This window comes from Micromonospora sp. NPDC049051, from assembly GCF_043197575.1.
Classification (GTDB): Bacteria; Actinomycetota; Actinomycetes; order Mycobacteriales; family Micromonosporaceae; genus Micromonospora.
In genome coordinates, this window is record NZ_JBICTL010000003.1 from 696440 (window position 1) to 711276 (window position 14837).

9 protein-coding genes are annotated in these 14837 nt (G+C 74.2%); 3 read left to right on the forward strand and 6 right to left on the reverse strand.

Annotated elements, in window-relative coordinates; genetic code table 11:
• Positions 1-27 precede the first annotated feature (27 nt).
• From ACGFIR_RS15230 to ACGFIR_RS15240, 3 genes are read right to left on the reverse strand one after another with little or no spacing between them, the layout of a single operon-like run.
• Positions 28-492 (reverse strand): hypothetical protein, encoded by a 465-nt coding sequence (locus tag ACGFIR_RS15230; protein WP_393003766.1) that lies wholly within the window; start codon positions 490-492, stop codon positions 28-30.
• Positions 467-1105, reverse strand: a complete 639-nt coding sequence (locus tag ACGFIR_RS15235) for an RNA polymerase sigma factor (RefSeq protein ID WP_393003251.1) — start codon at positions 1103-1105, stop codon at positions 467-469. Before ACGFIR_RS15235 ends, ACGFIR_RS15230 begins: the two co-directional genes overlap by 26 nt.
• Positions 1106-1136: 31 nt before the next feature.
• On the reverse strand, positions 1137-2447 hold the full coding sequence (locus ACGFIR_RS15240; RefSeq protein ID WP_393003253.1) for a S8 family serine peptidase: 1311 nt from the start codon (positions 2445-2447) through the stop codon (positions 1137-1139).
• Between the two features lie 185 nt (positions 2448-2632).
• Here ACGFIR_RS15240 and ACGFIR_RS15245 point away from each other — a divergent pair, with 185 nt between their 5' ends.
• Positions 2633-5260 carry a CHAT domain-containing protein gene (locus ACGFIR_RS15245; protein ID WP_393145468.1) on the forward strand — a complete coding sequence of 876 codons (2628 nt, stop codon included), beginning with the start codon at positions 2633-2635 and terminating at the stop codon, positions 5258-5260.
• A 496-nt stretch (positions 5261-5756) separates the two neighbouring features.
• Complete coding sequence (locus ACGFIR_RS15250; RefSeq protein ID WP_393145470.1) at positions 5757-7784, forward strand: HEAT repeat domain-containing protein; 2028 nt, start codon at positions 5757-5759, stop codon at positions 7782-7784.
• Positions 7785-7962: 178 nt separating this feature from the next.
• Here the strand turns inward: ACGFIR_RS15250 and ACGFIR_RS15255 are convergent, their stop codons facing one another.
• The 3 genes from ACGFIR_RS15255 to ACGFIR_RS15265 form a co-directional block, all read right to left on the reverse strand.
• A complete protein-coding gene (locus ACGFIR_RS15255; protein ID WP_393145472.1) occupies positions 7963-9363 on the reverse strand; it encodes an endo-1,4-beta-xylanase in 1401 nt (466 codons plus the stop codon).
• Positions 9364-9596: 233 nt separating this feature from the next.
• Complete coding sequence (locus ACGFIR_RS15260; protein WP_393145474.1) at positions 9597-10502, reverse strand: ATP-grasp domain-containing protein; 906 nt, start codon at positions 10500-10502, stop codon at positions 9597-9599.
• Positions 10503-10701: 199 nt separating this feature from the next.
• Positions 10702-12510 carry a DUF6461 domain-containing protein gene (locus ACGFIR_RS15265; protein WP_393145476.1) on the reverse strand — a complete coding sequence of 603 codons (1809 nt, stop codon included), beginning with the start codon at positions 12508-12510 and terminating at the stop codon, positions 10702-10704.
• A gap of 404 nt (positions 12511-12914) precedes the next feature.
• Between ACGFIR_RS15265 and ACGFIR_RS15270 the strand changes: the two genes are divergently transcribed.
• Positions 12915-14783, forward strand: a complete 1869-nt coding sequence (locus ACGFIR_RS15270; RefSeq protein WP_393145822.1) for an adenylyl cyclase — start codon at positions 12915-12917, stop codon at positions 14781-14783.
• The last annotated feature ends 54 nt before the right edge of the window (positions 14784-14837 follow it).

Here is a 14837-nt window from a genome sequence, read left to right on the forward strand (position 1 = left end):
GCCGGGCACCGCCCGCCCATGGGCCGCTCAGCGCAGGCTGACCCAGGCGGTCGCCACCGTGAATCCCGAGGTGTGGGCGCAGAGCTGGACCGGGCCGGCGGGCGGCACCCCCATCGAGAAGAAGCCCACCGCGTCGACCGGCACCTCCTCGTACGGGCCGACGGAGGTCTGGGCCACCACCCGGCCACCCCGGGCCGGTGAGACCTGCCCGACGATCCCGGTCGAGGTCACCTCGATCTCGACCACGACCGGACCGCTGCGGAACATCAACGTACGGGTCGATCCGGTGGAGCGGGTGAGGCCGGCCGGCTCCGGGTCGCAGACCGAGTCGAAGGTCAGCTCGGCGAGTTCCAACTCGGCGTCGATGCTCTGCCAGGCGAACGCGGCCCTGGCCGCGGACAGGAAGTGCTCGGGCACCGGGTCGGCGTCGCGCAGGGCGGCCCGCAACTCGGCCAGCAGGGCCTCGTCAGCGGCTGGCGGCCACGGCTCCATCCCGGTCACCTCCGCTCCCCTCGCCGGCCGGACGCGCCCTCAGCAAGGCAGCGAGAGCCGGACAGTTCCGCAGTTTCTGCAGGCACCGGGCCTGCGTCGGGCCGACGCTGCCCACCGGCATGCCCAGCCGCGCACCGATGTCGCGGTAGCTGACCGGCGGATCGGCCATCAGCAAAGCGAGCAGCTCCCGGCAGCGCGGCGGCAACTGAGCGAACGCCTCCCGCAGCGCCTGCTGCCGCTCGGCGCGCAGCAGGCCCTCGTCCGGGGTGACCGGATCCACCAGCAGGCGGGCGCCGACGTGCCCGTCGACCGAGTCGTCGTACGGATCGAACGGCTGGATCCGTCGACCGAGGCGCAGCAGCCGGTAGCACTCACGCCGGGTGGTACTGACCAGCCAGGCGGGCAGGGCGTTCGGCTCCCGAAGCCGCCCCAGGTGCTCCACCGCACGCAGCCAGACGGTCTGGTTCACGTCCGCCGCGTCGACCTGGTCGAGCCCGTGGGACCGGATGACCGACAGCACGAGGGGGGTGTAGCGGCGGACCAACTCGCCCCACGCCGGCTCGTCGCCACCGGAGGCCGCGGCGACCAGCCCCACGGTGCTGCGCTCGCTCATCCGGGCACCGCCCGGGGCGCCGACGCCGATCTCACGCGACGAGTACACCGTAGTCGGGATGCCAGCGGGGGCCGGCGACCAGCGCGGCCTGGGCCGCCTCGGCGCTGAGCCCGGCGCTGGTCATCAGCGCCGCGAGGCGGCCGGCGACGTGACCTGTCGCGAACGAGGTGCCGGCCCAGGCGGCAAAGCCGTCGAAGTACCGCGTCGGCTGGCCCGGCAACTGGAGCCGACCCCTGACGTAGGTGCTGGTCCGATCCCCCAGCGCGCAGGCGTCCACCCATGAACCGTAGCTGCTGTACGGCGCCGGGCTCGGGCCGGTGGGCCCGGCGCTCACCGCGCCCACCGCCAGGACCCGCTCCAGGGCGGCGGGCCAGGCCCGACGGCTGGTGCCGGCGTTGCCCGCCGACGCGACCACAGCCCTGCCGGGCAGCCCGGCCAGCGCGTTGACCAGGGGCAGCGGAGGCTGATCGTCCTGGGTGAAGTAGCCCAGCGAGAGGTTGACGACCGACACCTGCGGATCGAGCCGCCCCAGGGCCGCGACCAGCATCTCCTCGTCGCCGACGCCGGTGGCGTTCAGCGCGGCCTCGGGATCGAAACGTACGCCCGGCGCGGCCTGCCGGACCACTCCGGCGACGAAGGTGCCGTGGCCGCCCTGCAACGCGAGCACGTCGGAGCCCACGTAGACCGCGTCCTCGTCGTCGACCTCGGGAAGATAGCTGCCGGCCAGCCACTGGGGATGGCGGGAGCCGGCCTGGCGCCAGATGCCGGTGTCGCAGATCCCCACCGTCACTCCCGCGCCCTCGCCCGCCCGCGCCGGATCCGGTGCCGGCAGGGCGGCGGCGACCCGGGGCGGCCCTCCGGGATTGCCCATGATGTTGCCGAACCCGAGCAGGGCGTGGTGCGGCTGGACCTGGGGAGGCTGCTGCCCGGGCCACTGCTGCGGGTCGCGGAGCCTGGTCACCACCGCCGGGACGTCGGTCTCGGCGGCGAAGACGAGCCGGGCGACCCCGCCGAAGCCGACGCCCTCGGTGACCGGATGACCGTAGCTGCGCAACCGGCTCACGACCCGCTGCACGTCCGGGTGGGCCACCAGGAGCTGCCGGGGGCGGTAGAGGAACTCCCGGCCCTTGACGGTGTGCCGGCGCAGGTCCGGGTCGGCGGCCAGGGCCTCCAGGAAGACCCGCTGGTAGGTGGCGTCGGGCGACTCGTCGGCGACGGCCGGTCCACCGGCCCCGAGGAGGCCGAGCGGTGCCGCCGCCGCGGCCAGGGTGGACCAGGCCATCACCTGCCGGCGGGACAGCCCGGCAGGCGGACGCGACGCGAGGGAGTCGTCAGACGGCACCGGTCCTCCAGGCGGTCGAAGATGCGTGGTCGGCGACGGGCCAGGCAGCTACGGATGCGCTCTCCGAGGCACCCGACGATTATTTCAAAGGATAGTTGAGTGTCAATTGATCGTCGGCCAGGCGACATGTCCGACACCCGTCAGCGCGATTGACCGGAGAGCGCGACTAGGGAAGTCTTCCCGGCATGGCCGACAGCGCCGTTTCCGGTGCCGTCACGGCCCAGGCCGCACTCGACGCCGTCCAGCGCTACCCCCGCGAGGCGATCGCGATCGGCCGAGAGATCCTCGCCGCCGGTCATCCCGACCCCGACGAGCGCTCCACCGCCGAACGCGCCATCGGGCTCGCCCTGCGGGAACTCAACGACCTGCCGGGCGCCCTGCGGCACCTGCGCCGGGCGGTGCGGGTCGCCGACTCGCCCCGCGTACGGGCACTGGCCCGGATGAGCCTCGGGTACGTCCTGGCCAACGCCGGACACACCGGCGCGGCGCTCCGCGCCGTGACCCTGGCACTTCCCCGACTGACCGGCGCCGACGCCGGCCGGGCCCGCATGCAGCGGGGCGTCGTGCTGCACTACCGGGGCAGGTTCGACGAGGCGGTCCGGGACTACGCCATCGCGGTGGAGATCGCCCAACGCGAGGGCGACCTGCTGCTGGAGGCACGGGCCCGCAACAACCGCGGGCTGCTCAACGCCCACCGGGGCACCGGCCGCAACGCCGACGACGACCTGTCGCGCTCCGCGGCAATCTTCAGCCGCCTCGGCCTCGACCTGGCCGCCGCCGACGCCCGCTGGAACATCGGCATCGCCGCCGGCCAGCGCGGCGACGTCGCCAGCGCGCTACGCAGCTTCGCCGCCGTCGACGACGAGTACCGCCGGCTGTCGGTGCCCCGACCGGCGCTGCTGCTGGACCGGTTCGAGCTGCTGCTCTCGGTGCCGCTGGTCGACGAGGCGGTCGAGGTGGCCACCTCGGCCGTGACGGAGCTGCGCCGGCAGGGCATGGCCTCGGACCTCGCCGAGGCACTGCTGGCCCGGGCCCGGGCGGCCCTGCTCGCCGGCGACCTGGACACCGCCGCGACCGCCGCCGCCTCGGCACGGGCCCGCTTCCGCCGCCAGGGACGCCGCATCTGGGCCGCCTTCGCCCGGCACGTCGAGCTGCGCGCCGAGTTCGCCCGGGGCACCCGGTCGACGGCCCTGCTCACCGCCATGCTGCGCACCGCAGGACAGCTCGACGCCACCGGCTGGCCCTCGCCGGCACTGACCACCCGGATCGAGGCCGCCCGGCTGGCCGAGACGTTGGGCCGGCCCGCCCGCGCGGCCGAACTGCTGGCGGTGGCCGCCCGCGCGCACCGCCGCGGCACCGCACCCCACCGCGCCCAGGGCTGGTACGCGCTCGCGCTGCGCCGCCGGCTCGACGGGGACCTGCGGAGCGCGGCCCGGGCCCTGCGCCGGGGACTGGCGGTGCTCGACGGCCACCGGGCCTCCCTGGGCGCCACGGAGCTACGCGCGCACAGCGGGGCGTACGGGCACGAGCTGGCCGCCGAAGGGCTGGACATCGCCATCCGCACCGGCACGCCCGCGCAGGTGCTGGCCTGGGCGGAACGCTGGCGGGCCAACGCCCTGCGGATGCGCGCCGTACAGCCACCGCAGGACCCCGAGCTGGCCACAGCCCTGGCCGAGCTACGGATGGTCAGCACGGCCCTGGAGGACGCGCTGCTGGCCGGCCATCCCGGACACGCGCTGCGGCGCAGCCAGGGCCGACTCGAACAGCGCATCCGGGAACTGGCCCGGGGCGCGGACGGCGGAGCCCGGGGCACGGACGGCGGAGGGCTCGTGGCGCCGCCCACCGTACGCGCCCTCGCCGCCACGCTCGGGGACGCCGTGCTGCTGGAACTGGTGGCGCACGGGCCACGGCTGCGGGCGGTGCTGGTCCGCGACGGCCGGACCAGCCTGCACGACCTCGGCCCGCTCGACGAGGCGCTCGATTCCGCCCGCCGACACCGCTTCGGGCTGCGCCGGCTGGTCACCACCGGCGACTCGGCCAGCGCCCGGGCCGGCGTCGAGTTCGCCGCCACCGCGCTGGACCGGCAACTCTTCGACCCCGTACGCCAACTGCTGGACGAGCGTCCACTGGTGATCGTCCCGATCGGCGCGCTGCACGCCGTACCGTGGTCGGGCCTGCCGACCTGCGCCGGCCGGCCGGTGACCGTGGCGCCCTCGGCGACGGTCTGGATGCGCGCCGTCGGCCGGAGCGTCCCGCCCGGCCCGCCGGTGCTGGTGGCCGGGCCCCGGCTGCCCGCCGCCGAGGCGGAGGTACGCCAGCTCGGCGCGGCCCTGCCCGGCGCCCGCCACCTCAGCGGCGCTGCCGCCACCGCCGACGCGGTCACCGACGCGCTGAACGGGACCGGGCTGGCGCACATCGCCGCACACGGCACCTTTCGCGCCGACAACCCGCTCTTCTCCACCCTCGAACTGGCCGACGGACCGTTGACCGCGTACGAGTTGGAGCGGCTGACCCGCCCGCCGGGCTGCGTGGTGCTCTCCGCCTGCGACTCCGGCCTCTCCGGCGTGCGGCCGGGCGACGAGGTGATGGGCTTCACCGCCGTACTGCTGGCGCTGGGCACCCGCAGCCTGATCGCCGCCGTGCTGCCGGTCCCCGCGGACCTGACCACCGCGCTGATGCTGGACCTGCACCGGCGGATGCGCGCCGGCGCGGCACCGGCGGTGGCGCTCGCCGACGCCCGACGCGCGTTCGACGACGGTGGCGGCGCCGCCCATGCCACCGCCGCCGCCTTCGTCTGCTTCGGCGCCGGCTGACCGGCAGGGCGGTCCGCCCGCTGCTCCGCTCCCCGTTACGGGGACCCGCCGCTAGTGTCGGTCGCCGCCCCTGCCACGCTTTCCGGTCCCGAAATAGATCATGCAGGGAAGCAGTGCGGTCGAGCCGATGAACAGGCTGGTGTCCAGGGGAAGCTTCCCCGTCACCCACAGGAGCGGCGAGAGCGCCCAGACCAGGAAGCCGACACCGGTGAGAGCCCAGCCGGTCCTGGTCACCACCGTCCGCCTCTCGCGTTCATGCGTCCACCCTCAGCTCGGGGCTCGGGCGCCCTGGCCTCGTCGCCGTACCGCAGCGGGTCGGCGGGGTCCGCGCGTAGCCGCCGACGACCGGTGTCCGATCGGGACCGTGCCGCACCGCCCCTTCGCGACCGTCGGCGGCACCGTACCGCAATCTCGACCCGCATCTGGAGATCAGCGGGCCGGTCCGCGACCCCGGTGGGGTCGGACGTCCGTCGCGGACGGCACGTAGGCTGCGCGCGTGCTCGACGATCTTGACGCTGTGGCCTGGGACGAGCTGTCACATTCCTACGGCAGCGCCCTCGACACACCGGAACTGCTGCGGAAGGCTGGCTCCGAGGACGGCGCGGTCGCCTCGGCGGCGATCTCCGACCTGCACGGGAGCATCTTCCATCAGGGCACGGTCTACCCGGCCACGGTGACCGCGGTGCCGTTCCTCGCGGAGCTCGCCGCCGGGGCCACGAACTGCCGTACCGACCTCGCCTGGATGCTGGGCATGCTGGCCGACGACCGGCACGCCTACGGCGCCGCCTTCACGCGGGTACGGGCGGCGGTCGCCGGCCAACGGGAGCGTCTCGTGGCCCTGCTCGACGACGCCGACCCGCAGGTCCGCGAGGCAGCGGCCTACGCCGCGACGAAGGCGGGGGCGGGCGCCGAGCCGTTGTGGCGGCGGTGGGCGGTGGAGGACCATCCGGCGGCGCGGGCGGCGCTGGCGCTCGCGTTGGGCGAGGTGGACTCCGTCGCCGCGGAAACGGTGCTGGGTGACGCGGCGCTGCACGGTGACCCGCCGGTCAGGGTGGCCGCCGCGGTGGCGTTGCTCCGTGCGCGCCTGGACTGGCCGGCGGGCACGATCCCCGCCCTGGTGGCTGCGATCGACGACGACGCGGGCGTCACCTGGGCCTGGAGTCGCGGAGGTGAGTGGTCGGAGGAGATCGTGGTCGCGCCGTCCGCCCCGGTGGCGGTCGCGGTCGTCGAGCACCTGCTGCGCTCCACCGAGCCGGGAGCCCGGACGTCCGGGCTCTGGGCGTTGAGCAGGCGCTGCGATGCCCGGCGCGCGGCGCCGCCGGTGTTCGTACCGCTGGTGGCGCCGTTGCTCGACGACCCGGATCCGAACGTTCGCGACGGGGTCGTCGACGTGCTGCGCCAGGCGGGTGCGGCCGCGGGGCAGTTCGCCGATGTGCTGGCCGAGGTCGCCGGCGGCTTCCCCGACTCCGCCGGAGAACCGGGCTTCACCGTCGAGTACCGGGCGGTCGAGACGTTGCAGCGGCTCGGTGACCCGCGCTGGGTCGAGCCGGTCTGTGCGGCGGCCGCCAGGGGCCACCGATTCCGGTTCACCCCCGGCGCGGTCCGCTGCACACCGGAGGTCCTGGCCGCCGTCCGGGGCCAACTGGTCAGCCATCCGGCGTCCGCCGAGGTGCTGGCGGGGCTGGTCGGGCACTGGGGTACGGACGCCACCGCGCTCGTGCCGGACCTGCTCGCCGCCATGCCGCACGCCGGTCCGCAGGTCGCTGGGGCGCTCCTCATGTCGGGTCACGACGAGCACGCCGCCGTCCCGCACTGGCGGAACCAGGCGGTGCGGACGGGCGACCTGCAAGCGGCCCTGGCCGTCCGGCGGCTGACCGGGGACACCGACGTGGTGCTCGACGCCCTGCGCGCCATCCTGACCGGAGACGCTCGGGTGCCATGGACGTCCATGTCGGACGTCGGTGAGCTCGGCGACGCCCTGGCGCCGCTGCTGTCCGTCGCGACCACGCAGCTGACCGGCAGCGCCGAGCGGATCCACCCGCAGCGGGAGCGACAGGTCCTGGCGGCGCGGGTGGTAGCGGCCGTGACCGGACCGGCGGGCGTGCTGCCGACGGTGGAGGCCGTGCTCGTCGCCGGAGACACCCCCGCGCGTCATGCCGCCGATCTCATCGCCGACCTCGCGTCCGCCTCCCCGGCTGCGGTCGCCCATCTGGAACCGCAGCTGCGCGACCGTCTGGGCGACCGCTGGAGCAGGCTGTCCGCCGCCCGAGCCCTCGCCCGGCTCGGCGTACCGACGGCGGAGCTGGCCGAGCCGCTCACCCGCGGAGTCGTCGACTACGGCGGCCGGTTCGCCCTCGCGATCATCCTGGAGCTGCGGGCGGTCGAGACGATCCCCGCCCTGGAGGAACTCCTCGACCGCGACGACCGCTCCGGCGTGGGCAGCTCCGCGGATGACATCGTCTGGGCCGACGAGCTGCTACGGGAACGAATCGAGGACACGCTCGCTCGCCTCCGCGACACGTAGGCCGCATCCTCCCCTGACGTCGGGGGAAGGCGGTGGGTGGCGGGCGTCCGGGTGACGACGGCGGAGGGCGGGACACGCCCGCCGTCCGTGTCGAACCGCTGCGCCACACGGGGTGGAACAACAGGTGCGTGCGGCGGCGGCCCGGCGGGGAAGTCTCCCCCGCCGGGCCGCCGACGGATCAGCTCGCGGTGCAGGTGGGGGTGGCGGTGGGTCCGGTTCCGGTGCCCTGGAAGCCGAACTCGGTGGTCACCCCGGCGGCCAGTCGGCCGTTGTAGTCGACGTTGCGGAACGTCACGGCACCGCTGGAACCGGTGGCGAGCGCGCTCCACGTGTTGGTGACGGTCGCACCGCCGGGCAGGGTGAGCGCGACCGTCCAGCCGTTGACCGCCGTGTTTCCGGCGGTGACGCGTACGGTGGCGACGAAGCCGCCGTTCCACGAGTTCAGCGAGACCGTCGCGGCGCAGCCACCGGACGGCGGCGGGGTCGAGGGCGGCGGGGTGGTCGGCGGCGCGGTGGTGGGCGGCGGGGTGCTGCCGCCGTTGAGGGCGTTGAGGGTGGCGGTGTACGCCGGCTTCTTGTTGCCGTTCCCGTCGAACAGCAGCGGGGTGCCGCTGGCCCGCCAGGAGTCGGTGTCCCGGATGCCCCACACGGTGATGCCGGTGCACCGGGCCACGGCGAGGCAGTCGTTGACCACGTTGCGGTACGCGGTGGCCTGGCTGTCGCCGGAGCCCTCGATGTCCAGCTCGGTGATCTGCACGTCGACGCCGAGCGCCGCGAAGCTCGACAGCGTGGTGCGGTAGTTACCCGGGTAGGGCGAGGCGCTGTTGAAGTGCGACTGGAGGCCGACGCAGTCGATCGGCACGCCCCGGGCCTTGAAGTCGCGGACCATGTTGTAGACGGCCTGGGTCTTGGCGTGCGACCAGTCGTCGGTGTTGTAGTCGTTGTAGCAGAGCTTCGCGCCGGGGTCGGCGGCCCGGGCCGCCCGGAACGCCGCCTCGATCCAGTCGTTGCCGGTGCGCTGGAGGTTCGAGTCGCGCCGGGCGCCGCTGCTGCCGTCGGCGAACGCCTCGTTGACCACGTCCCACGAGTCGATCTTGCCGCGGTAGTAGGTGGCGACCTGGGTGACGTGGTTCAGCATCGCGGAACGCAGGGCGGAGCCGCTCATGTTCTGCATCCAGCCGGGCTGCTGGGAGTGCCAGGCCAGCGTGTGCCCCCGCACCTTCATCCCGTTGGCGCGCGCGTGGTTGACGATCCGGTCCGCGTTGCCGAAGGTGAACTGCCCCTGCTGCGGCTCGGTCGCGTCGATCTTCATCTCGTTCTCGGGCGTCACCGAGTTGAACTCACGGTTGAGGATCCCCACGTACGTGGTGTCGGAGAGCTTGTGGGCGGCCACCGCGGCGCCGAAGTAGCGCCCCTTCTCGGCGGCCGACGCCCCCAGGGTCGTCCCGGCGTTGGCGCTGGACGCCACCGCGACCGTCGCGGCGACGGCGGAGAGACCGACCACGACCGACGCCAGCGCGACGCGTGGCCCCCGGCGGGCGACCGGGCGCCCACCGGCAGGAGTTGGAACGTTGTCCATGGCAGAGCCTTTCGATGAACCGGATGGATGAGGAAGGTCGCCCCGGCAACCGCCCGCCACGGTGCGGTGCCGATGGGGTGGTCGCCCGGAGACCACGCCGACGTCAGCATCCTCGACACCGTGAGTTGATCGAAGCCCTTCCATCGGACCGTATCGGAACATGTCCGGAACCTCAACGCCCGGTTATCGGATTCTTCCGACGGATGCGCGCCCCATCGCCGCCTCGGGCAGGCTCACGCCCTGCCCGCAAGCCGGGCCGACGTCGACGGGAGCACCGGAAGTTTCGGAGGTCGGGATCCGCGACGCAGGACGTCGACCAGAGCGGCCGGGTCGATGGTGGACGGTCGGTCGCTGACCTGTCCGTCACCGAGTTCGACGATCCGCCAGACGCCGTCGGCGCGCAGGGCCAGGTCCACGGTCACGAACGGCAGCCCCAGCGCCGCCACCGAACCGCTCACCGGGCCCGCGTCGAACGCCTCCGGCGGCGTGTCGTGCGGACTGTCGGGATGGGCGCCGACGAGGACGCAGGCGCCGTCGACCCACCACGTGCGGACCTCGGCGGTGGTGAACCGCTCGAACCGGCGCAGCACCAGGCCGCCGACGAGGTCCTCGCCGCGCAGGTCGAGGAAGCGGCTGGCGACCCGCCAGGCGGCATCGCCGTCGTCGAGGTCCGGGATGAACGCCGCCTCGTGCCAGTGGTGCTTCATCGACTTGGTGAAGTCGCGCAGCACCGCCGCCCCGCCGCCGAGCGCACGCCTCGCCCGGTCGAATTCGGCACGCTCGGTGCCGACCGTCCACGCCGAGCGTGGCGTCAGCTCGACCAGGTCCGGGTACCAGCCCGGCAGCTCGTGGGCGCGCCGGTACTGCTCGCCGCTCGTACGCAGGCTGACGCCCCGTCGGGCCAACGCGTCCGCGAAGACGGCGTACTGCTCGCTGCGCAGCATCCAGCCGCGGTAGACCGCGACGCCCTCGGCCGTCACCCGCGACACCGCCCGCGACACGTCGTCGCCACGGGCCAACGCGTCGTGGTCGACGACGGCGACCTCGACGCCGGCCTCCCGCGCGGCGCGGGCCTCCGGCGCGAAGTGGGCGTCCGGATGGCGCGGTCGTAGCGGGTCCGAGGCGACGATCAGGAGCACGGTTGCATGCTGCCCCATCGGCGCTGACGACGCGAGCGCCGCTGGGCCGGCGCGGGACCGGCCGGCGGCACTCCGCCCGTCGCGAGGAGGTGACGGTCCGGCTGGTCGTCGACGCGTAACCGGCCCACGCCGCGCGCAGCAGCGCGACCGCGGCCGACGACACCCCTGACACGGACACACCGGGCTGCGGCCGGCGCGGTTACAGCGTAGGTAGGTCCGGGGCGATCCGGAAGGCGACGTTGGCGGACTCGATCCGGGCGAGGTCCTCGGCGGTGATGCCGTGGCCGGTGAACCGCTGCACCGCGACCAGGCCCATCAGCTGCTTGCCACGGTGGTGGTCGGCGAAGTCGAGGCCCGCGAGCGCCTCCGCCACCGGTGGTGGCGCGCCGAGGTCGCCGAAGGGCTCCACCGACAGCAGTACCTCGCCGCGCTCGGCGAACGACAGTCGGGTCAGCGCGTTGACGTTCCAGAACATGCTGGCGGCCCGGCCGCTGGCGGACGCGCGCGTCAGCACGGGCCCCGTCGAGCCCTGCCAGTCGTTGTACTCGACGGCGAGCACGGCGCCGCCGACGTCCAGCACCGCCACCCACGGGTCGCTCGAGCGCCGCCGCATCAGGTCCTCGCGCAGGGCCCGTATCGACTCCGGTCGGGCCGGGTCCGCCCCGAAGGCGCGCAGCACGTCCGGCACACCTGCCCCGGTCACCACCGTCACCGTCGCGGCCACGCTCAGGGCGCTCTGACGCAGCCACCGGTAGGCGGCTTCGGGCCGTTCGGGCCGCGCCGGCTCCGGCTCGCCGCGCAGCCGGTGGCCGAGCCGGTCCGTACGGGCATGCACGATCTCGGGTGCGGCGGGCGCCTGCCACACCACCAGCTCGTAGTGTTCGGCGTCGCGTTCGTCGGTCTCGTCCCGCCCTCGGGCGTGCACCCGCAGCCGGTAGTCGCCCGGCCAGGGCGGGGTGGCCGGCTCCCGGTGCGACTTACCGGCGCGGGGCCCGAGCACCGAGGCGCCGCCGACGGCCGCCTGCCAGCTGACCTCGACGATCTCCTCCCAGCCGGTCGCGACGTCCGGTGGCGGCCCGTCCAGGATGCTCAACATGATCCGCACCTGTCCGCTCTCGACACCGGTGCGAATCACCGCACCGCCCGGGACGACCGCGACCAGTCCGTTGCCGCCGAAATCGACCTCCGGGACACCGGTGCCCTCCAGCAGCGCGAACCGGTGCCCCGACACCAGCGCCGACCCGCTGGAGTGGCGGGGCAGCAGGTACTCCGCCCGGGCCCGGGCGAGCACGGCCGCGGTGTAGCCGGCGGGCATCGGGGCCTGCCGGAGCAGCAGGACGGCGGTGCCGATCGCCACGCCGAGCACGGCCGGCGCCTCGGTGGCCCAGGGCGGGATGCCCACCCGGCGCAGGACGGCGGTGGCGGTGGCCACGGCCAGCGCGAGCTGGGCCGCACCGTGCGCCGCGGCGATGTCCTGCTCGGCGGTGATCCCCGGCTCCACCACCAGATGGGCGGCCACCTGCGGGTGGGTGGCCAGCCGGCGCGCCAGCGCGGCGACCAGCGACGACACGCCGGGCCGGAGCTGCTCCAGCATGGCTGCGCCGTTGATCGCCTCGCTCTGCCCGCCCATGCTGACGATGGAGAACGCGCCGGTGATCGGTGCGCCCAGGAGACCGGCCAGGTCCGGGGTGCCGCCCGCCAGGTCCAGCTCCGCCACGGTCAGTTCCAGCGCGCCGAGCAGGCGTTCGACGAGCAACGGCGGCAGCGACCCGAGAGCGTCCCGCACCGGCGGGTCGTCCGGCCCTGCCCCGGAGCCGGAGCGGAACCGGGGCACCGCCGGGTGCCCGACCGTGGATTCGCGGATCGGCCAGACGCCCCCCTCGTCGGCTGCCCGCAGCCGGCCGAGCTCGGCCGCCGGTGCCGCCGGAACACGGGCGACGACGAGTGGCAGCGCGGCAGCCACGGGTGCCGCCAACTCCGCCACCACCGCATCAGGAACCTCGATCACGCGCACCCCCGCCGTCCCCCGTACCGGAAGGCACGTTCCTACCATCGACGGCCGACACCGACATCGATCGAGCCGGCAGGGGCACGCCACCCGCGTCGTGCGGTGCGCGGCCCGGCGCGGTCGCTCGACAAGAACCCGCCCTGATCGCGGCGGCGCAGCAGTAGCGCCGGGCGGATCGACAGGGTAGAAACATGCCAACCCTTCTTTCACCTCTTGATAGAAGTCGCGATGGCGAGAGAGCGCTCTCACAAGGCGTCGTCCCCCGCCGCCGCGCTTTGAGGCAGGTTGACGACGACCGCGAGCCGGCCATTGGCGCGCCCACCCGCGCCGTGCCGGAACACCTCCCCACCACGTCGCCGAGCCCGGCACCCGCGCCCGGCCGGCGGAGAGGACGAACTATGAGAATGCAGTCCCCCGACGCGCGACGGCGGCTCCGCCGGACGCTCGCCCTCGGCCTGGTGCTGACAGCCGTCGCCAGCACCACCGGCACGGCCGCCGCCGCCGGACCGGCCCGGCACGGCGCCCCGGACTTCGGGCCCAACGTCACGATCTTCGACCCCGACACACCGGTCGCCGAGATCCAGGCGACCCTCGACGCGGCGCACGCCCGGCAGGTCGACGCCGAGATGGGCACCGCGCGGCACGCGTACCTCTTTAAGCCCGGCAGCTACGGTACGGACACGCAGCCCCTGCACGTGAAGGTCGGCTACTACACCGAGGTCTCCGGCCTGGGCGCCGCCCCCACCGACGTCACCGTCAACGGCAAGATCGAGGCATACAACCGCTGCCTCGAAGGCGGCGGGACCGCCAACTGCATCGCCCTGGTCAACTTCTGGCGCACCCTGTCCAACCTGTCGCTGTCGATCAACGCCGCCGGCCAGGACGGCTGCCGCTCCTCGGCGAACTTCTGGGCGGTGTCCCAGGCGGTCTCCATGCGCCGGCTCGACATCAGCGGCGGCGGCCTGTCCCTGATGGACTACTGCACCGCCGGCCCGCAGTACGCCAGCGGCGGCTTCATCGCCGACTCCCGGCTGCCCGCCACCACCAACGGCTCCCAGCAGCAGTGGCTGACCCGCAACAGCGAGGTCGAGAGCTGGTCCAACGCGGTATGGAACCAGGTCTTCGCCGGCACCGTGGGCGCCCCGGACGACGCCGGCTTCCCCGACCCGCCCTACACCACGCTGGACACGACGCCGGTGAGCAGGGAGAAGCCGTACCTCTTCGTCGACGACCGGGGCCGCTACCAGGTCCGCGTCCCCGCCGTCCGGCGTGACAGCCGGGGCATCTCCTGGGGTGACGGCATGACGCCGGGGCGCACCATCGGCATCCGGGACTTCTTCATCGCCAAGCCGTCCGATCCGGTGCACGTCATCAACAGCCAGCTAGCCCGCGGCAAGCACCTGCTGCTCACCCCCGGCGTGTACGACATCGCCCGCAGCATCGAGGTCCGGCGGCCCGACACCGTGGTGCTCGGCATCGGTCACGCCACGCTCACCGCCGTGCACGGCGCCGTACCGCTGGACGTCGCCGGCGTGCCCGGCGTCGTCGTCGCCGGGGTGACCATCGACGCCGGCCTGACCGAGTCGCCGGTGCTGCTGCGGGTGGGGCGCGAGCACGGCCGCAACGTCAGCGACCCGCGCAACCCCGTCACGCTCTCCGACGTGTACTTCCGCGTCGGTGGGCCGCACGTCGGCAGGACGCACACCGCGCTGGAGGTCAACGCCGACCACGTCCTGATCGACCACACCTGGGTGTGGCGCGGGGACCACGGCGTCGAGGGCTTCACCGAGGGCGTCAACGGCGACACCGACCGCTGGCGGACGAACACCGGCCGCTACGGCGCCGTCATCAACGGCGACCACGTGACGGCCACCGGCCTCTTCGTCGAGCACTTCCAGCGGTACAACACGGTCTGGAACGGCGAGCACGGCACGACGGTCCTCTACCAGAACGAGCTGCCGTACGACCCGCCGACGCAGGCCGACTGGATGAACGGCGACGTCCAGGGCTGGGCCGGGTACAAGGTCGGCGACCGGGTGCGGCACCACACGTTGCACGGCGGCGGGGTGTACGTGTTCAACCAGAACAACCCGTCGATCCGCACCGAGAACGGTTTCGAGGTCCCCGTCACGCCGGGCGTACGGCTGCGGCACGTCATGACCGTCAACCTGAGCGCCGGCACGATCGACCACGTGGTCAACGGCGTGGGCGAGGCGGCCGACGTGACGCGGGTCGGCGCCCCCGTCTACCTCACGCGCTACCCCAGCCGGTAACCGCCGCGGCAGACGCCGGACGGGGCGGCGTCCCGCCCCGTCCGGTCCCGCTCG